This is a genomic window from Streptomyces sp. NBC_00286, assembly GCF_036173125.1.
Taxonomy (GTDB): Bacteria; Actinomycetota; Actinomycetes; order Streptomycetales; family Streptomycetaceae; genus Streptomyces.
In genome coordinates this window covers 7927706-7950440 of the sequence record NZ_CP108054.1, presented here as the reverse complement: position 1 = coordinate 7950440, position 22735 = coordinate 7927706, and the positions used below count along the sequence as shown (strand labels likewise).

At 69.1% G+C, this 22735-nt stretch carries 17 protein-coding genes; 6 read left to right on the top strand and 11 right to left on the bottom strand.

Translation table 11 applies throughout. The annotated features are described in order from the left end of the window. Positions 1-17 precede the first annotated feature (17 nt). The 4 genes from whiA to uvrC are packed head-to-tail and all read right to left on the bottom strand — an operon-like array spanning position 18 to position 5186. A complete protein-coding gene (gene whiA / locus OHT21_RS35895; RefSeq protein ID WP_328772433.1) occupies positions 18-1007 on the bottom strand; it encodes a DNA-binding protein WhiA in 990 nt (329 codons plus the stop codon). Continuing rightward, complete coding sequence (locus tag OHT21_RS35890) at positions 998-2065, bottom strand: gluconeogenesis factor YvcK family protein (protein ID WP_328772432.1); 1068 nt, start codon at positions 2063-2065, stop codon at positions 998-1000. Before OHT21_RS35890 ends, whiA begins: the two co-directional genes overlap by 10 nt. Continuing rightward, positions 2062-3144 (bottom strand): RNase adapter RapZ, encoded by a 1083-nt coding sequence (gene rapZ / locus OHT21_RS35885; RefSeq protein ID WP_328772430.1) that lies wholly within the window; start codon positions 3142-3144, stop codon positions 2062-2064. The genes OHT21_RS35890 and rapZ overlap by 4 nt, the downstream gene beginning before the upstream one ends. Next, positions 3141-5186, bottom strand: a complete 2046-nt coding sequence (gene uvrC, locus OHT21_RS35880) for an excinuclease ABC subunit UvrC (RefSeq protein ID WP_328772429.1) — start codon at positions 5184-5186, stop codon at positions 3141-3143. Before uvrC ends, rapZ begins: the two co-directional genes overlap by 4 nt. Before the next feature lie 230 nt (positions 5187-5416). Here uvrC and OHT21_RS35875 point away from each other — a divergent pair, with 230 nt between their 5' ends. From OHT21_RS35875 to OHT21_RS35865, 3 genes are all read left to right on the top strand, one after another. Then, positions 5417-6364 carry a hypothetical protein gene (locus tag OHT21_RS35875; protein WP_328772428.1) on the top strand — a complete coding sequence of 316 codons (948 nt, stop codon included), beginning with the start codon at positions 5417-5419 and terminating at the stop codon, positions 6362-6364. A gap of 151 nt (positions 6365-6515) precedes the next feature. Beyond that, positions 6516-7547: a LacI family DNA-binding transcriptional regulator gene (locus OHT21_RS35870; RefSeq protein WP_328772427.1), complete on the top strand. Its 1032-nt coding sequence runs from the start codon at positions 6516-6518 to the stop codon at positions 7545-7547. Beyond that, on the top strand, positions 7544-8455 hold the full coding sequence (locus tag OHT21_RS35865; RefSeq protein ID WP_328772425.1) for a carbohydrate kinase family protein: 912 nt from the start codon (positions 7544-7546) through the stop codon (positions 8453-8455). The genes OHT21_RS35870 and OHT21_RS35865 overlap by 4 nt, the downstream gene beginning before the upstream one ends. A 229-nt stretch (positions 8456-8684) precedes the next feature. Here OHT21_RS35865 and uvrA read toward each other — a convergent pair whose 3' ends face one another. Then, complete coding sequence (gene uvrA / locus OHT21_RS35860) at positions 8685-11612, bottom strand: excinuclease ABC subunit UvrA (RefSeq protein WP_328772424.1); 2928 nt, start codon at positions 11610-11612, stop codon at positions 8685-8687. A gap of 223 nt (positions 11613-11835) precedes the next feature. On the opposite strand from uvrA, the gene OHT21_RS35855 reads away from it, so the two are divergent. After that, on the top strand, positions 11836-12564 hold the full coding sequence (locus tag OHT21_RS35855) for a maleylpyruvate isomerase family mycothiol-dependent enzyme (RefSeq protein ID WP_328772423.1): 729 nt from the start codon (positions 11836-11838) through the stop codon (positions 12562-12564). 10 nt (positions 12565-12574) lie between these two features. Continuing rightward, positions 12575-13231 (top strand): MBL fold metallo-hydrolase, encoded by a 657-nt coding sequence (locus OHT21_RS35850; RefSeq protein ID WP_328772422.1) that lies wholly within the window; start codon positions 12575-12577, stop codon positions 13229-13231. Between the two features lie 370 nt (positions 13232-13601). Here the strand turns inward: OHT21_RS35850 and aroQ are convergent, their stop codons facing one another. Next, positions 13602-14075, bottom strand: coding sequence for a type II 3-dehydroquinate dehydratase (aroQ, locus tag OHT21_RS35845; RefSeq protein ID WP_328772421.1), 474 nt, complete (start codon positions 14073-14075; stop codon positions 13602-13604). A gap of 152 nt (positions 14076-14227) precedes the next feature. On the opposite strand from aroQ, the gene OHT21_RS35840 reads away from it, so the two are divergent. After that, positions 14228-15274 carry a S66 family peptidase gene (locus OHT21_RS35840; protein ID WP_328772420.1) on the top strand — a complete coding sequence of 349 codons (1047 nt, stop codon included), beginning with the start codon at positions 14228-14230 and terminating at the stop codon, positions 15272-15274. Between the two features lie 244 nt (positions 15275-15518). Here OHT21_RS35840 and OHT21_RS35835 read toward each other — a convergent pair whose 3' ends face one another. From OHT21_RS35835 to OHT21_RS35815, 5 genes are all read right to left on the bottom strand, one after another. Continuing rightward, positions 15519-16523, bottom strand: coding sequence for a TerC/Alx family metal homeostasis membrane protein (locus tag OHT21_RS35835; RefSeq protein ID WP_328772419.1), 1005 nt, complete (start codon positions 16521-16523; stop codon positions 15519-15521). Between the two features lie 320 nt (positions 16524-16843). After that, positions 16844-18823 (bottom strand): TerD family protein, encoded by a 1980-nt coding sequence (locus tag OHT21_RS35830; protein WP_328772418.1) that lies wholly within the window; start codon positions 18821-18823, stop codon positions 16844-16846. A gap of 36 nt (positions 18824-18859) precedes the next feature. Beyond that, positions 18860-19438, bottom strand: coding sequence for a TerD family protein (locus OHT21_RS35825; protein ID WP_151478427.1), 579 nt, complete (start codon positions 19436-19438; stop codon positions 18860-18862). Between the two features lie 140 nt (positions 19439-19578). After that, positions 19579-21717: an excinuclease ABC subunit UvrB gene (gene uvrB / locus OHT21_RS35820; protein WP_328772417.1), complete on the bottom strand. Its 2139-nt coding sequence runs from the start codon at positions 21715-21717 to the stop codon at positions 19579-19581. A 40-nt stretch (positions 21718-21757) separates the two neighbouring features. Then, entirely contained in the window at positions 21758-22621 is an 864-nt protein-coding gene (locus OHT21_RS35815) for an MHYT domain-containing protein (RefSeq protein ID WP_328772416.1), read from the bottom strand. Positions 22622-22735 lie beyond the last annotated feature (114 nt).

The window sequence follows — 22735 nt, the reverse complement described above, 5'->3', positions numbered from 1 at the left end:
GCGTCTGGGCCGCGCTGTCAGCCCACGAGATTATCGGCCAGTTCCTCGGAGATGCTGGACTCCGTCCCCGGAATGCCCAGGTCCTGGGCCCGCTTGTCGGCCATGGCGAGCAGTCTGCGGATACGGCCCGCGACGGCGTCCTTGGTCAGTGGCGGGTCGGCGAGCGCGCCCAGCTCCTCCAGGGAAGCCTGCTTGTGCTCCATGCGCAGCCGTCCGGCGGCGGCGAGGTGCTCGGGGACCTCGTCGCCGAGGATCTCCAGGGCGCGCTGCACACGGGCTCCGGCGGCGACGGCGGCGCGGGCGGAGCGGCGCAGGTTGGCGTCGTCGAAGTTGGCGAGACGGTTCGCGGTGGCGCGCACCTCGCGGCGCATCCGGCGTTCCTCCCAGGCCAGTACGGCCTCGTGGGCGCCGAGTCGCGTCAGCAGGGCGCTGATCGCGTCACCGTCACGGACGACCACCTTGTCAACGCCGCGCGCCTCACGGGCCTTGCTGGCGATCTGGAGCCGGCGGGCCGCGCCGACCAGCGCGAGCGCCGCCTCGGGGCCCGGGCAGGTCACCTCCAGAGAGGACGAGCGGCCCGGCTCGGTCAGCGAGCCGTGCGCCAGGAACGCCCCTCGCCAGGCCGCCTCGGCGTCACAGGTGGCGCCCGAGACCACTTGCGGGGGCAGCCCGCGGATCGGTCGGCCCCGGCCGTCGACGAGCCCGGTCTGACGGGCCAGCTGGTCGCCGCCGGCCACCACACGGACGACATAGCGGGAGCCACGGCGCAGGCCCCCAGGAGCCATCACGATCAGCTCGGAGCTGTGGCCGAAGATCTCCAGGACATCGCGCTTCAGTCGGCGCGCCGCCATCGCGGTGTCCAGCTCCGCCTCGATCACGATGCGGCCGCTCACCAGGTGGAGGCCGCCGGCGAACCGCAGAAGGGAGGAGACCTCCGCCTTTCTGCAGCAGGTCCGGGTGACGGGGAGCCGGGAGATCTCATCCTTCACCGCTGCCGTCATCGCCATGGGCCGATCCTTCCATGCATCCGAAAAATACGGTCGTACGCGGCGGCCAACAGCTCCGGATCGTGCCTCGGAGTTCCGTCGGGCCGGGCCACCGGCGCCAGCTCGACCGCGGCCCCGAACCGCTGGGCGGCTTCGGTGAGTAAATCGCGGTCGGGCACGGCGGCCTCGTCGGCCAGTACCACGTCCAGGGCGAGTTTAGGGGCGTGTCGTCCCAAAACCTCCAAATGACGCTGCGGGGAGAAGCCCTCGGTTTCTCCCGGCTGCGGGGCGAGGTTCAGGGAGAGCACCCGGCGTGCCTTCGTCTCCGTAAGTGCGTCGAGCAGATCGGGCACAAGGAGATGCGGGATCACCGAGGAGAACCAGGAGCCGGGGCCGAGGACCACCCAGTCCGCGTCGAGGACCGCAGCAACGGCCTCCGGGACGGCGGGCGGGTCGTGCGGCACCAGGTGCACGGACTGCACTTCGCCGGTCGTCAGGGCGACGTTGGCCTGGCCGCGTACCGTCTCGATGCCCTCGGGCCGCTCCGGATCGTGGCCCTTGACGAGCGCCTGGAGCTCCAGGGGTACGGCGGACATGGGCAGCACGCGCCCCTGCGCCCCCAGGAGCTTGCCGACCAGGTCGAGGGCCTGGACATGGTCGCCGAGCTGCTCCCAGAGGGCGACGATCAGCAGATTGCCGACCGCGTGCTCGTGCAGTTCCCCCTGGGACTGGAAGCGGTGCTGGATGACGCGGGCCCAGGTCTGGCCCCAGTCGTCGTCGCCGCACAGCGCGGCGAGGGCCTTGCGCAGGTCGCCGGGCGGGAGTACGCCCAGCTCGTCCCGGAGGCGGCCGCTCGAGCCCCCGTCGTCGGCGACCGTGACGACCGCGGTGAGGTCGCCGGTGATGCGGCGCAGGGCGGCGAGCGAGGCGGACAGGCCCATGCCGCCGCCGAGCGCGACGACCTTGGGCTGCGTGCCGCGGCGGCGCGGCTTGCCGCCTCGCGCCTCGGCGGGCTTACCGCCCTGCCCTTCGGTGCCGACCCGGCGCAGCCTGCGCAGTCGCAGAGAACGACCCGTCATTCGCGGCCCATGTCCCGGTGGACGACGACCGTCTCCACTCCCTCGGACACCAGACGGGCGGCGAGCTTCTCCGACATCGCGACGGAGCGGTGCTTGCCTCCGGTGCAGCCGACGGCGATGGTCACATAGCGCTTGCCCTCGCGGCGGTAGCCGGCCTGGACGAGGCGCAGTAGCTCGGCGTACCGGTCGAGGAACTCCTTGGCGCCGGGCTGGTTGAAGACGTACGCCGCGACCTCTTCGTTGAGCCCGGTGTACTGGCGCAGCTCCGGGACCCAGTGCGGATTGGGCAGGAACCGCATGTCCACGACCAGGTCGGCGTCGACCGGCAGGCCGTACTTGAAGCCGAAGGACATGACCGTGGCCCGCAGCTCGGGTTCCTCCTCGCCGGCGAACTGGGCGTCCATCTTGGCGCGCAGCTCGTGCACGTTCAGGCTGGAGGTGTCGATCACCAGGTCGGCGTCGCCGCGCAGTTCGCGCAGCAGCTCGCGTTCGGCGGCGATGCCGTCGACGATGCGGCCGTCGCCCTGGAGGGGGTGCGGGCGGCGCACGGACTCGAAGCGGCGCACCAGGGCGTCGTCGGAGGACTCCAGGAAGACGATCCGCCGGGTGACGCTCTTGGACTCCAGGTCGGCGAGGGACTCGCGCAGGTTGTCGAAGAAGCGGCGGCCTCGTACGTCGACGACGACCGCGATCCTGGCGACGTTGCCCTGGGAGCGGGCGCCGAGCTCCACCATGGTGGGGATCAGCGCGGGCGGCAGGTTGTCGACGACGAACCAGCCGAGGTCCTCCAGACACTTGGCGGCGGTCGACCGGCCCGCGCCGGACATACCGGAGATGATCACCAGCTCGGGGATGGCCGCTTCGGGGACCCCGGCTGTTTCGATGCCCGTACTCACTTGTGCTCCGTCTTGCCGGCCCGCTTCGGGCGCTTGCTCGCCCGATTGCTTGCCCGCTTGCTCGCTCGCTTCGGACGGCGAGTGATCTTCGCTCGCCGTCTTCGGCGGTTTCTCGTGTTCCGCCGTGCGCCCGGCTTCCTGTGCGGCTGTGCGCTCGGTGTGCTGCTCGTCCTGATCGTTCATGGTTCCTGCCCCCGTCGCTCGTTCGAGGATCCCGCGGACACGGGCTCCTGAGCGGAACCCGCCGTCGTTTCGGGTGCCGCTTCTTCCTCGTCTTCCATGATCTCTCCAGTCGCCGTGTTCACGGCGGGTGCGGCCGGGGTCGCCTCGGCGAGGGCCACGGCGATCACCTCGGCCGTCTTGCGGCCTATGCCGGGGACCTCGCAGATCTGCTCGATGGTCGCGGATCGCAGCTTCTTCACCGAACCGAAGTGCTTGATCAGCGCCTGTTTACGCGTCTCGCCGAGGCCCGGCACGTCGTCCAGTGGGCTCGCCCTGAAGCGCTTGGCCCGCTTGGTGCGCTGGTAGTTGATCGCGAAGCGGTGCGCTTCGTCGCGTACACGCTGAAGAAGATAGAGCCCTTCGCTAGTGCGTGGCAGCACCACCGGGTCGTCGTCGCCGGGCAGCCAGACCTCTTCGAGGCGCTTGGCGAGGCCGCAGACGGCGATGTCGTCGATACCGAGCTCGTCCAAGGCCTTCTGGGCGGCAGCGACCTGAGGCTGTCCGCCGTCGACGACGACCAGCTGCGGCGGGTACGCGAACCTCTTGGGCCGCCCGTCCTCCTCGGTGAGCGTGTTCTCCCCGTCCGCCCATTCGCCGGTCTTCTCTTTCTCGGCGAGGTAGCGCTTGAAGCGGCGGGTGATCACCTCGTGCATGGAGCGGACGTCGTCCTGCCCCGCGAAGCCCTTGATCTGGAAACGGCGATACTCGCTCTTGCGCTGAAGGCCGTCCTCGAAGACCACCATGGAGGCCACCACGTCGTCCCCCTGGAGGTGCGAGATGTCGTAGCACTCGATCCGCAGGGGCGCGCTGTCCAGGTCGAGGGCTTCGGCGATCTCCTCCAGGGCGCGCGATCGGGTCGTGAGGTCGGAGGCGCGCTTGGTCTTGTGCAGCCCGAGCGCCTGGAGCGCGTTGCGCTGCACGGTCTCCATGAGGGCCTTCTTGTCGCCGCGCTGCGGGATGCGCAGCGAGACATTGGAACCCCGGCGCGTGGTGAGCCACTCCTGGACGGGCTCGACGGGATCGGGCAGTGCCGGGACGAGCACCTCCTTGGGCACGGAGTCACCGGTCTCCTCGCCGTACAACTGCTGGAGTGCGTGCTCGACGAGATCCCCGGTGGTGACGGCCTCTACCTTGTCCGTCACCCAGCCCCGCTGGCCACGCACCCGTCCGCCCCGCACGTGGAAGATCTGCACGGCGGCTTCCAGCTCGTCCTCGGCGACCGCCATCAGATCGGCGTCCGTCGCGTCGGCGAGCACGACCGCGTTCTTCTCCATGGCCTTCTTGAGGGCGTCGATGTCGTCGCGGAGGCGGGCCGCCCGCTCGTACTCCATCTCCTCGGCCGCGTCCGTCATCTGCCGCTCCAGACGACGGATGTACGTCCCGGTGCGGCCGGCCATGAAGTCGCAGAACTCCTCCGCGAGTTCACGATGGTCCTCGGCAGAGATCCGCTCCACACAAGGGGCCGAGCACTTGCCGATATAGCCGAGCAGACAGGGACGGCCGGTGCGCTCGGCGTTCTTGAAGACGCCGGCGGAGCAGGTACGGACGGGGAAGACCCGCAGCAGGAGATCCACGGTGTCGCGGATCGCCCACGCGTGCCCGTACGGGCCGAAGTAGCGCACGCCCTTGCGCTTCTGGCCCCTCATCACCTGCACGCGCGGGAACCGCTCGTTCATCGTCACCGCGAGGTACGGGTAGCTCTTGTCGTCGCGGTACTTGACGTTGAACCGGGGGTCGTACTCCTTGATCCAGGAGTACTCCAGCTGCAGCGCCTCGACCTCCGTGGACACCACCGTCCACTCCACCGACGCGGCCGTCGTCACCATGGTGCGCGTACGCGGATGGAGGCCCGCCAGGTCCTGGAAGTAGTTCGCCAGCCGCTGGCGCAGGCTCTTTGCCTTCCCGACGTAGATCACCCGGCGGTGCTCGTCGCGAAATCGGTAGACCCCCGGCGAGTCGGGGATCTGCCCCGGCTTGGGGCGGTAGCTGGAGGGGTCGGCCATGTCTCACACCCTACTGGCGAGGTGTGACACCGCGACGGGCCTGTGGATGAAGCCTCAGCGCCCCTGTGGACAGTGCCGCTGGGGGCTTGATCCGGGGGGTACCGAGAGTGGGGGAGCGACCAGTCGCAGGCGGCCCGCAGCTTCGAACCAGTTGTCGAGCCGTGATCAACCCGCTTCAATGCGGGTTGACTTGGGGCCACAACCCTCGGCATTCACAGAAGGGCTCCTGCATGCGGCACAGCACAGAGCACGCGGACGTCGCCACGGCCGAACTGGAGACAGCCCTGCAGGGCGGCCCCTTTCACGTCGCCCTGCGCGCCGCGATCACCGCCCGCGGACTGCCGCTGCAGCGCGTCCAGCACCATCTGTCGCGATACGGGGTCAAGGTCGGCGTGACGAGCCTGAGCTACTGGCAGCAGGGCGCCCGCCGCCCACAGCGCCCGGAGTCTCTGCGGGCCGTACGCGCCCTGGAGGAGATACTCCAGCTGCCCGACGAGTCGCTCGTACGACTGCTCGCCCAGGCCGAGGAGCGACCCGGTCAGGCACGCCCCGCGGCCCGTTCGTACCGCGCCTTGGTGGAGGCCTCCGGCGCCCTGGAGAAGCTGCTCGCCGAGCTGGGAGCGTCGCTCGACAGTGGACTGCACATGCTCGGCCAGCACGAGCGGGTACGGATCGGTTCGCGCCGGGAGCTGTCGGGGCGGGACTCGCAGCACATCGTGCGCGCCCACAAGGACGGCATCGACCGCTATGTGGCAGTCCACCTCGGCGACCCGGGGTGCGCACCGGAGCGCATGGTGGTGCAAGCCCTGGAGAACTGCCGTACAGGGCGCGTGCGTTGGCACCATGACACCGGGGTGCTCGTGGCGGAGCTGCTCTTCGACACCCGGCTGCGGATCGGCGACACCTGCCTGTTCCGCTACGGCGTCGAGGACGGCACGGCCGACGCGTCCAGCGAGTACGTGCGCGACTTCGGCTCCGCGGGCGGGCAGTACGCCCTGGAGGTGCGGTTCACCGAGGACGCACTGCCCGTGCGCTGCCACCGGTTCACCCAGCACTCGGCGGCGGCGCCGCGTAGCGGCCGTCAAGAACTGGCGCTCAGCGAGCGCCATCGGTCGGTTCACATAGTCGAACCGCGGGTGCGGTCGGGAATCGTGGGGATCGGGTGGGACTGGGAGTGAGCGGCTGAGGCGGGGCTGGGCCGCGGGCGGGACGTAAACGCTTACGTAATCGCTTGCGCAAGCGTTTACGTCTGCCCTTCCCATGGGGTACGGTCCCGTCCAGAGCGCGCCCGGCCGGTCGGCCGGGGTAGCGGGTGGGAGGAGGAACCCCATGGCGACCATGGTCGACGTGGCCCGCAGCGCGGGCGTATCCGTCGCGACGGTCTCGCACGTCCTCAACAACACCCGCACCGTGCGGCCGGCCACCCGCCAAGCAGTGCTCGACGCCATCGACGAGCTCGGCTACACGCCCAACTCGCTGGCGAGATCCCTGGTCACGGCGCGCACCCGGTCCATCGGGCTCGCGGTGTCGGCGATCAGCAATCCGTACTTCACGGAGATCCTTCAGGGCGTCGAGGCCGGGGCGCTGGAGCAGGGGTACAGCCTGCTGATCGCGGACCCGCACGACGATCCGGCGCACGAGCGCAAGGTGGTCCAACTGCTGCACGAGCGGCGGGTGGACGGCATGATCGTGGCGCCGTCGGTGCAGCCGGACGAGCTCATCGGCTACCTCGGGCGGCATGACGTACCGACGGTGTTCCTGGACCGGCTGGTCGACGAGGCTGCGACGCCCGGCTTCACGTTCGACCAGGTCTGCGCGGAGAACACCGAGCCCGTCAGGCAGCTGGTCACCCACCTCGCCGAGCTGGGCCACAAGAGGATCGGTCTGGTCGGCGGCCTGCCGGGGCTCAGCACCACGAGCGAGCGGATCTCGGGGTACCGGCACGGGCTCGCGTACGCGGGGCTCCCGTACGACGAGCGTCTCGTGGTCTGTGGCAGCTCGGAAGCAGAGGGCGCCGAACGCGCGACCGGGGACCTACTGTCCCTCCCGGCGCCGCCGACGGCACTCGTCACCGCGAACAACACCATGACCATCGGCGCACTGCGAGCCCTGCGTGAGGGGGGTCTGTCCGTGCCCGACGACGTGGCCCTGTGCTGTTTCGACGACTTCTCCTGGGCGGACCTCTTCTCGCCCCGGCTCACCGCGATCTCCCAGCCCAGCAAGGAGATCGGGGCCCAGGCCGTACGGCTGCTCCTGGAGCGGCTGGCCTCCCCCGACCGTCCGGGCCGTACGCTCCGGCTGCCCTCCTCCTTCGTTCACCGCACCTCGTGCGGCTGCCCCGAGAAAGGACCCGACTCGTGATCGTCGTCGCCGGTGAGGCCCTGATCGACCTGGTGCCGCAGGAGGCGGGCGCGCTCGCGGGACTGGATCCGCGCCGCGGTGGCGGCCCGTACAACACGGCGGTGGCGCTGGGCCGTCTCGGCTCGCCGGCCGCCTTCTGCTCCCGGGTGTCGTCCGACGCCTTCGGCGAGGCCCTGCTCGACGGGCTGCGCGAGGCGAACGTCGACGTGTCGTCCGTGCAGCGGGGCGCGGAGCCGACGACGCTCGCTGTAGCGTCGATCGGCTCGGACGGCTCGGCCCGTTACACGTTCTACGTCGAGGGCACGGCGGACCGTCTGTTCTCGGCGCCGGACCAACTCCCGCCCGGGACAAGGGCGGTGTCCTTCGGCACCTGTTCGCTGATCCTGGAGCCGGGCGCGAGCGCGTACGAGGAGCTGATGCGGGTCGCGTCCGCGCAGGGCGTGTTCACCGCGCTCGACCCGAACATCCGCTCCGTGTTGATCGCCGACGCGGACGCCTACCGAGCTCGGTTCAAGAGCTGGCTGCCCTCGGTGTCGCTGCTCAAGCTGTCCGAGGAGGACGCGGACTGGCTCGGCGGCACCCCGCGCGAATGGCTGGCGTCGGGTCCGGCGGCCGTCGTGGTCACGCACGGCGGCGACGGCCTGACCGTCTTCACCCGCGACGGCGCGGAGCACTCCGTGCCGGGCGAACGAGTCGACGTGGTGGACACGATCGGCGCCGGCGACACGGTGAACGCGGCGCTGCTGCACGGCCTCGCCCGCCGCGACGCCCTGTCCGCGGCAGCGCTGGCGGACCTGGGCGCCGACGGCTGGAGCGAGCTGCTGCGGTATGCGGCGCGTGCGGCGGCGATCACCTGCTCACGAGCGGGCGCGGAACCGCCGTACGCGCGTGAGGTCTCCGACGGTTGAGCGGTTGGGTTCGTTTTTGTCTGCGGGGGCGTTGTGGTTGCTCGCGCAGTTCCCCGCGCCCCTGGGTTTGTTGGGGTGCGACGCACCGGCCCACGTCCCCTCCCCCGGCGGGAAGCTGCGGGGTTCGTTGTGGCTGGTGAGCTTTGTGGCCGGCGGTTCGGGGAGCGCCCCGTTAGGGGCGCGGGGAACTGCGCGACCAGCCACAACGAACCCGCTGCTTTCGAACCGCCTACCCAGCGGAGCGCACTGTCGCCTTCCTGCGGCTCACAGCCTTCTTTGATGGTGCCTTCGTCGAACCCGCGGCGTCGCTGATCTTCTCCGGCTGCAGGATCTCGCGCAGGAACTTGCCGGTGTGGCTGGCCGGTACGCCCGCGACCTGCTCGGGTGTGCCCTCGGCGATGACGAGGCCGCCTCCGCTGCCGCCTTCGGGGCCCATGTCGACGACCCAGTCCGCGGTCTTGATGACGTCGAGGTTGTGCTCGATGACGATGACCGTGTTGCCCTTGTCGACCAGGTCCGAGAGAACCGAGATCAGCTTGCTGATGTCCTCGAAGTGCAGACCGGTGGTCGGCTCGTCGAGTACGTAGACCGTGCGTCCCGTCGACCGCTTCTGGAGTTCGGAGGCCAGCTTCACGCGCTGGGCCTCGCCTCCGGAGAGAGTCGGCGCGGGCTGGCCGAGGCGGACATAGCCGAGACCGACGTCGTTGAGGGTTCTCAGGTGTCGGGCGATCGCGGGCACGGCCTCGAAGAAGCTGTGTGCCTCCTCGATGGGCATGTCCAGGACCTCGGAGATGGACTTGCCCTTGTAGTGCACCTCCAGAGTCTCCCGGTTGTAGCGCGCCCCATGGCAGACCTCGCAGGGGACATACACGTCCGGCAGGAAGTTCATCTCGATCTTGATCGTGCCGTCACCGGAGCAGTTCTCGCAGCGGCCGCCCTTGACGTTGAAGGAGAAGCGCCCCGGCATGTAGCCGCGGACCTTCGCCTCGGTCGTCTCGGCGAACAGCTTGCGGACGTGGTCGAAGACTCCGGTGTACGTCGCCGGGTTCGACCGGGGCGTACGGCCGATGGGCGACTGGTCGACGTGTACGACCTTGTCGACGAGGTCGTCGCCGTCCACGCGCGTGTGCCGCCCGGGAACGTTCCGGGCGCCGTTCAGCTCGCGGGCCAGGTGGGTGTAGAGGATGTCGTTGACGAGCGTCGACTTTCCGGAGCCCGAGACGCCCGTGACGGCCGTGAGGACACCCAGGGGGAAGGACACGTCGATGTCCTGGAGGTTGTTCTCCCGGGCGCCGTGCACGGTGAGCTTGCGAACCGGGTCGGCGGGGCGGCGGATCTCCGGGAGCGCGATCTCCTTCTTGCGCGCCAGATATTGCCCGGTCACCGACTCGGGGTTGGCCAGGAGCTCCTTCAGGGGGCCGCTGTGTACGACCTTGCCGCCGTGCTCCCCCGCGCCGGGGCCGATGTCCACGATCCAGTCGGCGACCTTGATCGTGTCCTCGTCGTGCTCGACGACGATGAGCGTGTTGCCCATGTCGCGCAGCCGGACCAGGGTCTCGATGAGGCGGTGGTTGTCGCGCTGGTGCAGGCCGATGGAGGGTTCGTCCAGCACGTACAGAACGCCTACGAGCCCGGAGCCGATCTGGGTGGCCAGGCGGATGCGCTGGGCCTCGCCGCCGGAGAGGGTGCCTGCCGCGCGGTTCAGCGAGAGGTAGTCGAGGCCTACGTCGACGAGGAACCGCAGCCGTTCGTTGACCTCCTTCAGGACGCGCTCGGCGATCTTCTTGTCGCGCGCGTTGAGCTTCATCTCGCCCAGGAATTCCGCGCAGTCGCTGATGGACATCGCGGAGACCTCGGCGATCGACTTCCCCAGGATGGTGACGGCGAGGATGAGGGGCTTCAGGCGTGTGCCCTCACAGGTGGGGCAGGGCACCTCGCGCATGTAGCCCTCGAAGCGCTCGCGGCTCGCGTCGCTCTCGGCCTCGCTGTGCCGCCGCTTCACAAAGGGGACGGCCCCTTCGAAGGGTGTGGTGTAGACGCGCTCGCGGCCGTAGCGGTTTCTGTACCGCACTTCGATCTGCGTCTTGTGTCCGTACAAGAGGGCCTTCTTGGCGCGCTGCGGGAGGCCCGCGAAGGGGATGTCGGTCCGGAATCCCAACGCGTTGGCGAGGGCTCCGATGAGGCGCCCGAAGTAGTCCTTGGTGTGTCCGTGGGACCAGGGGTGGATGGCTCCCTCGTCGAGGGACTTCTCCTCGTCGGGGACGATCAGCTCGGGGTCGACCTCCATGCGCGTACCGATACCTGTGCACTCCGGGCAGGCGCCGAAGGGCGAGTTGAAGGAGAAGGAGCGGGGCTCCAGCTCCTCGAAGGACAGGTCGTCGTACGGGCAGTAGAGGTGCTCCGAGTACATGCGCTCGCGCTCGGGGTCGTCCTGAGGGAGGTCGACGAAGTCGAGTACGACCATGCCCCCGGACAGGCCGAGCGCGGTCTCCACGGAGTCAGTGAGGCGGCGCTTGGCGCCCTCCTTCACCGTGAGGCGGTCGACGACCACCTCGATGGTGTGCTTCTCCTGCTTCTTCAGCTTCGGCGGTTCGGAGAGCTGGATCGTCTCTCCGTCGACCCGGGCGCGGCTGTAGCCCTTGGTCTGGAGATCACCGAAGAGGTCGACGAACTCGCCCTTGCGCTCACGCACCAGTGGCGACAGGACCTGGAATCGGCTCCCTTCGGGCAGCTCCAGGACCTTGTCGACGATGGCCTGCGGTGACTGGCGCGAGATCGGGCGGCCGCACTCGGGGCAGTGCGGCTTGCCGATGCGCGCGAAGAGCAGGCGGAGGTAGTCGTAGACCTCGGTGATGGTGCCGACCGTGGAGCGCGGGTTGCGCGAGGTCGACTTCTGGTCGATGGAGACAGCCGGCGACAGGCCCTCGATGAAGTCGACATCCGGCTTGTCCATCTGCCCGAGGAACTGCCGGGCGTACGAGGACAGCGACTCGACGTACCTCCGCTGTCCTTCGGCGAAGATCGTGTCGAACGCGAGCGAGGACTTGCCCGACCCGGACAGACCCGTGAAGACGATGAGCGAGTCGCGCGGGAGGTCGAGCGAGACGTTCTTGAGGTTGTGCTCGCGCGCCCCACGGACGATGAGACGGTCGGCCACGCCGGTCCGCACCTTTCTTGAGAGAAGTGACAGGGGCGAGGCCCCCGTCTTTTTTCAGACTAGGGGGAGCCACTGACAGCGCCGGTTGGTTTCCCTGGTTGGTAACAATCCCGGGCCATCCAGCATGCCCGACGCCGCGCCTGAGCCTATAGCACGCGCATTCGATTTGCAGGGGCGGTCCGCCACCTTCACCCGAACGTGTTGCGAGGCTAGGGTCGGGCCCATGATTGATCACGCGCACGACCTGGCCTCTGTGTGTGACGCGACCGACCGGCTACTCGCCGCAGTCGCCAAACTGGACAGCGCCGCCGCGGCCGAGCCGTCACGGCTGCCCGGCTGGACCCGCGGGCACATTCTCGCCCACCTCGCCCGGAACGCGGACGCGCTCGTGAACGTCCTCGCTGGGCGGCCCATGTACGCGAGCCCCGCCACCCGTGACGCCGAGATCGAGCGGGACGCCCCGCGCGCGCTCGGCATCCAGCTCGCGGACCTGCGCGAGAGCGCGGACCGCTTCCAGGACGCGGCCTCCGTCTCGGCGGACTGGTCCCGCACGGTGGAACTACGGAACGGGGTCAAGGACTCCGCGTCCCGGGTGCCGTTCCGGCGGTGGGTCGAGGTGGAGCTGCATCACGTGGATCTGGGGATCGGGTACGAGCTGGAGGACCTTTCCGAGGAGTTCACTCAGCGGGAGATCAACTTCCTCGCCGAGCGCTTCCGGGGCCACCCCGACGTACCGGCCCTGTTGATCAAGCAGGACGACGGCCGCATGATTCCCACCGGAGCCGTCGAGTCCGTCTCCCAGGAGCAGATCGAGAGCGGCTACGAGCCGCCCCTTCCCGGGCTCACGGTCAGCGGCCGTCAGGCCGACCTCCTCGGCTGGCTCTGCGGCCGCCGCGACGGATCCGTACTGACCACCGAAGGCGGACCGCTCCCCGCACTCCCCCCGCTATAGGCTGAACAACATGACGTACAGCGGAGCGGTGAAGGTCGGCGGCCCTGCGGATGTGCACGAGTTGCAGGACCTGATGATCTCCAAGGTCGCGGTCGGCCCGATGGACAACAACGCCTATCTGCTGCGCTGCCGGGCCACCGACGAGCAGCTGCTGATCGACGCGGCCAACGACGCCGGGACACTGCTCACGCTGATCGGCGCCGACGGCATCGCGTCCGTGGTCACCACTCATCAGCACGGCGACCACTGGCAGGCGCTCGCGGAGGTCGTCGCGACCACGGGCGCGCGTACGTACGCGGGTCGGGACGACGCGGAGGGCATCCCCGTAGCGACCGACGTCCTGGTCGACGACGGTGACACGATCCGCGTGGGGCGCGTGGAGCTGACCGCGCGCCATCTGGTGGGGCACACGCCCGGCTCGATCGCGCTCGTCTACGACGATCCGCACGGGCATCCTCATGTGTTCACGGGTGACTGTCTTTTCCCGGGTGGCGTGGGCAACACCCGTAAGGATCCAAAGGCGTTCGCCAGCCTGATCCACGATGTCGAGACGAAGATCTTCGACGTGCTGCCGGACGAGACATGGGTCTACCCGGGGCACGGCAACGACACGACGTTGGGCGCGGAGCGCCCGCATCTGCCGGAATGGCGCGCTCGGGGTTGGTGAACTGCTAGGCCCCGGCAGTGAGTTGGTGAACCGGTTGTTCGTCGGGCGCGGCATGGCGTTGGTGACTCGTCCGACGGGGACGCGCGTGTCGCGGGCGCGCGCCGTCGCGCGCCCCGTGTGAACCGAGCGCACACGCCGGTGTCACGCACGCGCTCCCGGCGCACGTGGCGGCGCGGTCCACTGGAGGCAGCCCGCGCAGGAAGACGGCTCCTGAGCGGAGGGGCCGCCGGCCACCCGATCCCCGCCCTCGGGCCGGCGGCCCACCACGGTGGTGGCCGGCCGACGTCCGGCGGCCGGCCACCACCGTGGCGTCCCGGGAACACTTGCGCCTGGCTCACGAGACCCAGGCCCGTCTTGGGCGGCCCGCGCGTCAGGCTTCCGCCCGACCCGCTCCCACCAGCGCCGCGACCCGTTCGACCCCGAACACGTACCCCTGCACGCCGCAGCCCGCGATGACCCCGTCGGCACGAAGCGAGACGTACGAGTGGTGCCGGAACTCCTCGCGCTTGTGGATGTTGGAGATGTGGACCTCCAACACGGGCATGTCGTCACAGGTGTTGAGGGCGTCCAGGATCGCGACGGAGGTGTGCGAGTAGGCGCCGGGATTGATCACGATGCCGGCATGGTTCCGGCGGGCCACGTGGATCCAGTCGACCAACTCGCCCTCGTGGTTGGACTGGCGGAAGTCCACCGTGCCGCCGTACGCGGCCGCCGCCTTGGCGCACATCACCTCGATGTCGGCGAGCGTGTCCGAGCCGTAGATCTCCGGCTGGCGCTGCCCCAGGAGGTTGAGGTTGGGGCCGTTGAGGATCATGATCGGGGCGGTGGCGAGGGTGCGGGGCACTGCTCCTCCGGTTCTGTCGGCTGGTCGGTCGCCCGAGGGAGCCTTTCAGCTCTGCTGCTCGGGTCTGCTGCTCGGGTCTGCTGCTCGGGTCTGCTGCTCGGACTCGGTTTATCACGGTGCGCCGAAGCGGTGACGGCTCGTACGCTCCGGTCATGACGCCACCGACCTATCCGCCCAAGCCGTCGCCCGGCGACCGCATCGCCGTCATCTCGCCGTCCGCGGGGCTCCCCGGTCTCTTCCCACTCCCCTACGAACTGGGCCTGGAGAGGCTGCGCAAGGAGTACGGCCTCGAACCGGTCGAGTACCCGACGACCCGCACAATGGACGCGACACCTCAGGCGCGGGCAGACGACATCCACTCGGCGTTCGCCGATCCGACGGTCAAGGCGGTCATCGCGTCGATCGGCGGCGACGACCAGATCACCGTACTGCCGCTGCTGGACCGGGAGTTGATCCGCGCGAACCCGAAGCCGTTCTTCGGCATGAGCGACAACACGAACCTGCTGATGTTCCTGCGCAACACGGGCATCGTCGGCTATCACGGCGCGCCGGTGATGACCGCGCTGGGCCGCCCGGTCGCCATGGACCCCTTGACGGCGGAGTCGCTGCGGGCGGCGCTGTTCACCTCGGGCGAGTACGAGTTGAAACCCGCCGACCGCTGGAACGACGTCAACCGTGACTGGGCGGACCCTGCGACCTTCGACGCCGAACCGGAGACCCTGCCTGGCACCGGATGGACCTGGGTGAACCCCGACCGGGTGGTGGAGGGCCGCAGTTGGGGCGGCTGTCTGGAGATCGTCGGCTGGCTGCTGATGGCCGACCGGGAGATCCCGCGCGATCTCTCGGAATTCGACGGCGGGGTGCTGCTCCTGGAGACGTCAGAGGAGATGCCGAGCGGCGAAGAAGTCTTCCGCACCCTGCGGAACATGGGCGAACGCGGGCTGCTCCAGCGCTTCTCCGCGCTCCTGATGGGCCGGGCCAAGGCCTGGTCCTTTGAGCGTCCCAACAGCCCTGAGGAAGGCGCCCGTTACGCCACCGAACAGCGTGAGGCCGTCCTGCGCGCCCTGCGTGTGTACGCCCCCGACATGACGATCGTCTTCGACGTGGACTTCGGTCACACCGATCCGCAACTGGTCGTCCCCTACGGCGGCTTGATCCGCGTGGACGGCCCGGCCCGGCGCATCACGGTCACGTACTGATCGGAGGCCGAGCCTCCGCCCGCGCGGCGGCTCGCGGCGGACGCCTCAGCGCACGTCACCCTCTGGGACGGGCGGACGCCTCAGCGCACGTCACCCTCGGGGACGGGCGGACGCAGGACGGAAGCGAGCACCGGGAGCGGCCGTCGGCAAGGCGCCGAACATCGCTCCCGGTGCCAAGCGGCCTCGGGGCAGTGAAACACGCCCCGAGGCCGCTTAGTTGCTGCTGCTTTCGACGCCGTCAGGCTCAGGCCTCGATGCTGTCCTTCGGAGTGCCTTCGGTCTCCTTCTGCGCCGCCTCGGCCGCCGCCTGCTTCTTGGAGGCCATCAGGCTGGTGATCGTGGTGACGATCAGGACCGAGCAGATCACACCGAGCGAGACCGGTATGGAGATCTCGGGGACGTGGACGCCGGACTCGTGCAGCGCGTGCAGCACGAGCTTGACGCCGATGAAGCCGAGGATGACCGACAGGCCGTACGACAGGTGGACCAGCTTCTTCAGCAGGCCGCCGATCAGGAAGTACAGCTGCCTGAGGCCCATCAGCGCGAACGCGTTGGCCGTGAACACGATGTACGGGTCCTGGGTCAGGCCGAAGATCGCCGGGATCGAGTCGAGCGCGAAGAGCACGTCCGTCATACCGATGGCGAGCATCACGACCAGCATCGGCGTCATGACCCGCTTGCCGTTCTGTTGGATCATCCAGAGCTTGGTGCCGTGGTAGCGGTCGGCCACGCCGAAGCGCTTCTCGACGGCCTTGAGCAGCCTGTTCTCCTCGTACTCCTCCTCGGGCTCCTCGGCCCTGGCCTCCTGGATCAGCTTCCAGGCGGTGTAGATGAGAAACGCGCCGAATATGTAGAACACCCACGAGAAGCTCGCGATGATCGCGGCGCCCGCTGCGATGAAGATCGCCCGGAGTACGAGGGCTATCAGCACGCCGACGAGGAGAACGCGCTGCTGGTACTGCGAGGGCACCGAGAACTTCGCCATGATCAGGACGAAGACGAAGAGGTTGTCGACGCTCAGCGATTTCTCGGTGATGAAGCCGGCGAAGAACTCTCCGGCGGGCTGGCCGCCCGAGAAGACGAGCAGGCCGAGTCCGAAGAGCACGGCAAGAACGATCCAGACGGCCGTCCAGATCCCGGCTTCCTTGATCGATACGTCGTGGGGTTTGCGGCCGATGAAGAAGTCGACCGCGATGAGGGCGGCAAGGCCCACGATGGTCAGGACCCAAAGGGTCGTCGAAACATCCACTGCGCCTCCGGCAGTACGTAACGGCAAATGTCAGCGTCGTCGCTGCCGGAGGTCTCTTCCACCCGGGGCTCCTGGGGCGCAATGAGCGCCTGGTGCCTTCGGGCCGACGCCCCGGGATCTGGCCAGATCCGTATTGACGGGTACGCCGCAGTAGGTAGGGAGTACTCCCCCTCCGCACGGAAAACAGTACCCCAATCACCAAGGATTGGTAAAGAGATTGGTAAAGGAAAGGGCAAATATGCTGGTCAGACGGCTTGACCAAGGCTTGGGGCGGCACGCGGGGCTGAGCGTGTCCGGTCAGGCGACGGACTCCGGGAGCGTCAGCGGTTCCAGGCGCGGCGGGCCGCCGCGACCTGAGTGAGGACGTGATGGAGCACCTGACTGCCGGGCGGTACGAGCGAGGGCTCGTACGTCCACGCATGCCCGACCCAGGGGTCGGCGAGGTGATCGTCGGGCACGGGGGTGAGACGCAGAAGCGAGCGCCAGAGCGGGTCGAGCAGCGGTCCGTAGGCTGCCGCGTCCTCCCGGTCGGCCACCAGCATGAGGTGGACGCCGACGGCCGGACCCTCGTCCGCGAGGTAGCGCAGCTGGGTCACCGCGCGGTCGTCGAAACCGTGCGGGAAGTCATTGACGATCAGCAGTTGCTCGGCCGTGTCGAGGTCGGGCGGCAGCGAGTCGGCCGCGCCTGCGCGGATCGCCATCTGGACGAGGTCGACGCGCTGGGTGAGCCTGGCCAGGACGTCGGTGACGCCTGCGGCGCCGACGGCGGGCGGGCTGTGGAGCACACCGGTCTGGACGAGCGGTGCGAGCGCCGAGGCGCCGGAACCCGCCGGGTCGATGACGTGCACCGTGTACTCGCCCGCCGGGTAGACGGCGAGCAGCCGGGCGGCAAGCGCCACGGCTGTGTCCACGGCGAGGCGGCGCAGCTCATCGGAGTCGGCGAGGGAGCCGTCGAGGGATCCGGCGCGGCCGCTGTCGATCCACAGGCCACGCTCCAGCGGCAGCCGCACCAGCATCGGGATGCTCAGGCCGGAACTCTCGGGCAGCTGAAGGTCGCCGAGGCGCAGGGCCATGGGGATCTCCATCGGTACGCGGTAGCCCTGCCAGACGGGGTTGTCCCAGCGCGCGAACGCCGGGGGCAGCGCGGGCTCGACGACTTCGGCTTCGGCGCTGAGCTGGGCGAGGTCACGGTCGAGCGCGGCCCGGGCCTGGTCGACGAGCTGGGAGTGTTTGGCGCGGGCCGTCTCGCGTGCGGCGTCCGCCTGTCCGCCTATGCGGCTGCGCGGGTCGGACAGGACCTTGTCGAGCTCCTGTTCCATACGTGAGTCGGCGAAGTCGACGGCGCTGCGATAGGCGGCCGTGGTGCGGGCCAGGTCCTCGAACATGCCCCACACCTGGTTGTAGAGCCGCTCCTCCATGGACCAGCCGGTCGCGTCGCCCGCGACGGGCTGCGCAGGCTGGCCGGGCTGGGCCGGTGGCGCGGTCGGCGGGGGCGACGGAGGCGCGGCGGCCTGCCGGCCGGGGTGGCTGTAGTCGACCGGACCACCGCTTCCTGGCATGGAAGGCTGCGTGGCGGCGGCCGGATCCGGCTGAGCAGGTCCTCCGGAGTAGCCGGCCTGCTGCGATATGTGTCCGGCGGCGCCCTGCGGGGTGGGGCCGCCCTGGTCGGGGCCCAGCGCGGATGCCGCGGTGTGCCGGGAGCGGGCGCCGTCGGCCGTGCGCGGCGGAGGCTCGGCCACCGAACGTGCCAGGCCCCGAGCCACTGCTTCGTTGATGTCGTTCGCAAGCTGGGGTGCCTGGGGCAGCCCTTGGTCGGTGAGGAGTTCGGCGAGGCCTCCCGCGTACCCCTGGCCGACCGCGCGCACCTTCCAGGCACCCTGCCTGCGGTACAGCTCAAGAGCGACGACGGCCGTTTCGGCGTCGAGGCCCGTGATCGTGTAGCTGGCGATCTCGGTCCCGTCGAGTCCGGTGACCGCCACGAAGGGAGCGGCGACGGAGCCGAACCGGGCTGGGCCTCCGACTCCGGTCGGCAGTGCGAGGAGCACACTGACCCGGTGCACGGCCTCTGTCAGGGCGTCCAGGTCGAAGGCGAGACGGTGGTCGGCCGCCGCCTGCTTGGAGACCTCCAGGCCGGGCAGTGTGGGCGAGCCGGGGTGGGCCACCCACTCGACGCCCTGCACCTTGCCCTTCTCGTCGCTGAGCGTGGCCCCCGCCACGATCGGCTTCCCGGCGGACACCCGGACCTCGAGTCGGGCTTGGGGCAGCGGATGGTTCTGTCCCCGCACCAGCTCGGCCGTCATCGCCTTCTCCCCCTCGTTTCGTCTGCGCCGGGCTGTCTACAGGTGCGGCAGGATCGCGGGCATCAGGTCCTGGAACGTACGGCCGTTGGCCGGCGTACCCAGTGCGGTCATCTGCCATCCGGTGCCCGCGCGGTGCACCTTCGCCATGATCTGCGCCGTGTACTGGCCGCCGCCCGCGAGTGTGTAGCGGGCGAGCTCCTGGCCGTTGGTCTCGTCGACCAGCCGGCAGAACGCGTCCTGTACCTCCTGGAACGTCTGCCCCGTGAAGGAGTTCACGGTGAAGACGATCTGGTCGATGTGGACCGGGATGCGCGCGAGGTCGACGAGGATCGCCTCGTCGTCGCCGCCCTGGCCGACACCGCCGACGAGGTTGTCCCCGGTGTGGCGCACGGAGCCGTCGTCGCTGACGAGGTGACGGAAGAACACCACGTCGACCGGCTGCTTGTCCGCGAAGAGCACGGCCGAGGCGTCGAGGTCGATCTCCCGGGTGCGCGAGCCGAACAGGCCGCGACGCGGGGCCGCCTGCCAGCCGAGCCCCATGCGCACCGCGGTCAGGGTGCCTCCGTCGTTCTTCTGCAGACTGATGGCCTGACCCTTGGTCATGTTGACCGTCACGCGCTGTTCCCCTCTCGAACGTCCCCTGTTGCCGCAGAAACCTGCGGTTGACCAGCAACCCTACGCAGGGGCACTGACAGTGCCGAAGCCTGCCCCACACTTTGTGTCGGTCTTGCAACACAGCGCGCCATCCGCGGTGGTCAGGCGATGCCCGCCTCCTTCATCTGGCGTAGTTCCTTCTTCATCTCCGAGACCTCGTCGCGCAGCCGGGCGGCGATCTCGAACTGCAAGTCCGCGGCCGCCGCGCGCATCCGCTCCGTCATCTCCTCGATCTGTGCGGCGAGTTCGGCGGCGGGGCGGTCGGTGGGCACGGTCTCTTTGGCCTTGCCCTTGGCGGGCTTGGCTCCCTTGGCGGCCTGCGAACCGAGCGCGGGCACCGGGGCCTTGGCGGCCTTGCCGTCCTTCAGGTTGCGATAGCCCGTGCCGAGCAGCTGCTCCGTGTCGACGTCCTCGCGGGCGATCTGCGCAACGATGTCGTTGATCTTCTTTCGGAGGGGCTGCGGGTCGATGCCCTTCTCCTTGTTGTACGCGACCTGCTTCTCCCGGCGGCGGTTGGTCTCCTCGATGGCCTTCTCCATCGCCGGGGTGATCCTGTCGGCGTACATGTGGACCTGACCGGAGACGTTGCGCGCCGCGCGGCCGATGGTCTGGATCAGTGAGGTGCCGGAGCGCAGGAAGCCCTCCTTGTCGGCGTCGAGGATCGCCACCAGGGAGACCTCTGGCAGGTCGAGGCCCTCCCTCAGGAGGTTGATGCCGACCAGGACGTCGAACTCTCCGGCACGCAGTTCCCGCAGGAGTTCGACTCGGCGCAGCGTGTCGACGTCGCTGTGCAAGTAGCGCACCTGGATGCCCAGTTCGAGGAAGTAGTCGGTGAGGTCCTCGGCCATCTTCTTGGTGAGCGTGGTGACCAGGACGCGCTCGTCCTTCTCGGTGCGCTTGCGGATCTCGTGCACCAGATCGTCGATCTGGCCCTCGGTGGGCTTGACCACGACCTCCGGGTCGACGAGGCCGGTGGGGCGGATGATCTGCTCGACATGGCCGTCGGAGCGGGAGAGTTCGTACTGTCCCGGGGTTGCCGACAGATAGACGGTCTGTCCGATGCGCTCCTGGAACTCCTCCCACTTCAGGGGGCGGTTGTCCAGGGCGGAGGGCAGCCGGAAGCCGTGGTCGACGAGCGTGCGCTTACGGGAGGCGTCGCCTTCGTACATGGCACCGATCTGCGGCACGGTGACGTGCGACTCGTCGATGACCAGCATGAAGTCGTCCGGGAAGTAGTCGAGGAGGGTGTTGGGCGGGGAGCCGGGCTCGCGGTCGTCGAAGTGCATCGAGTAGTTCTCGACGCCGGAGCAGGAGCCGATCTGGCGAAGCATCTCGAGGTCGTACGTGGTGCGCATGCGCAGCCGCTGGGCCTCCAGGAGCTTGCCCTGCTTCTCCAGCTCGGCGAGGCGCTCCTCGAGTTCCTTCTCGATGCCGTTGACGGCCTTCTCCATGCGCTGCGGGCCTGCCACGTAGTGGGATGCCGGGAAGACGTACAGCTGCTCGTCGTCGCTGATGACCTCGCCGGTGAGCGGATGCAGCGTGGAGAGGGCCTCGATCTCGTCGCCGAACATCTCGATGCGGACGGCCAGTTCCTCGTAGACCGGGAAGATCTCGATGGTGTCGCCGCGGACCCGGAAGGTGCCCCGGGCGAACGCCATGTCGTTGCGCGTGTACTGGATGTCGACGAAGCGACGCAGCAGCTGATCGCGGTCGATCTCGTCGCCGATCTTGAGGGCGACCATGCGGTCGACGTACTCCTGCGGTGTGCCGAGGCCGTAGATGCAGGAGACCGAGGCGACCACGACGACGTCACGGCGGGTGAGCAGTGAGTTGGTCGCGGAGTGGCGCAGGCGCTCGACCTCCTCGTTGATCGAGGAGTCCTTCTCGATGTAGGTGTCCGACTGCGGGACGTATGCCTCGGGCTGGTAGTAGTCGTAGTACGAGACGAAGTATTCGACCGCGTTGTTCGGCAGGAGCTCTCGGAACTCGTTGGCCAGCTGGGCGGCCAGGGTTTTGTTCGGCGCCATCACGAGGGTGGGGCGCTGGAGCTTCTCGATCATCCACGCGGTGGTCGCGGACTTACCGGTGCCGGTCGCGCCGAGGAGGACGACATCCTTCTCACCTGCGCGAATGCGCCGTTCGAGCTCGGCGATGGCAGCGGGCTGGTCGCCGCTGGGCGAGTAGGGGCTGACGACCTCGAAGGGCGCCACCGTGCGTTCGATCTTGGATACGGGCCGCATGGAATCCACCGTACGACTCCGCACTGACAACGGGGTCGGCTTACCAGCGCTGCGGGGTCCTGGAGCCGGGGCGGTCGGGGCGGCGACGCGGGCGGGTTGTGGGCCGGCGGCCGGTGTGGCGGACCATGTGGGCCGGGATTCCGGGCTTCTTCTGGGCGGGGCTCCACTCGGGCTTGCCCATGACCATCAGCGGGTCGAACATCACGACGGCGCCGGCCAGCAACAGGAACGTGAGAGGGCCGATCAGCATGGGGGCCAGCAGGGCCGCGGGCGAGTCACCGGCGGGGACGTTGGTGGTGCCGTGCAGATGGACGCTGAGCGCGGCCATGCCCGTGTAGTGCATGCCGCTGACCGCGAGGCCCATGACGAGGCTCGCGCCCACACTCCACAGGAAACCGCGGATCTGACCCGCCGCCCAGAGCGCCGCCGTCGCGGCCGCGACGGCTATGACGACTGAGGCGGCGACGGTGAAGGTGTTGTACTCGAGCTTTCCGTTGAGTCGCATTCCGGCCATGCCCAGGTAGTGCATCGAGGCGATGCCCAGGCCGGTGATGGTGCCTCCGGTGAACAGGGCAGTTCCGGAAGCCCCCTTGTAGCCGACGATGAAGATCCCGATGCCGACCATGAGGATGGCGACGCCGAGGCTCGCGAACGTGATCGGCTTGTCGTAGTGGATGGGGGTCTCCTGGACGGAGAAACCCATCATCGCTATGAAGTGCATGGTCCAGATGCCGGAGCCGATCGCCGCGGAGCCCAGCGCGAGCCAGCCGGGCCGCCAGGAGTGGGAGACCAGCATCGATCTGGTGGTGCAGCGCAGGCCGAGCGCACCACCGAGGCAGGCCATGAGGTACGCCACCAGCGGTGTGACGAGTCCGTAGCTGAATCCGTCGACCGTGCCCTGCATGCGCGGCTGCCCTTCCGCCCTGTTGCGTCCCGGAATTTCGTGCAATGCCCCCGTCCCAGGACCGCCATGGCGACCAGGGTTGACGCAGAGAGTATGACCCCCACCGGAGCCCTC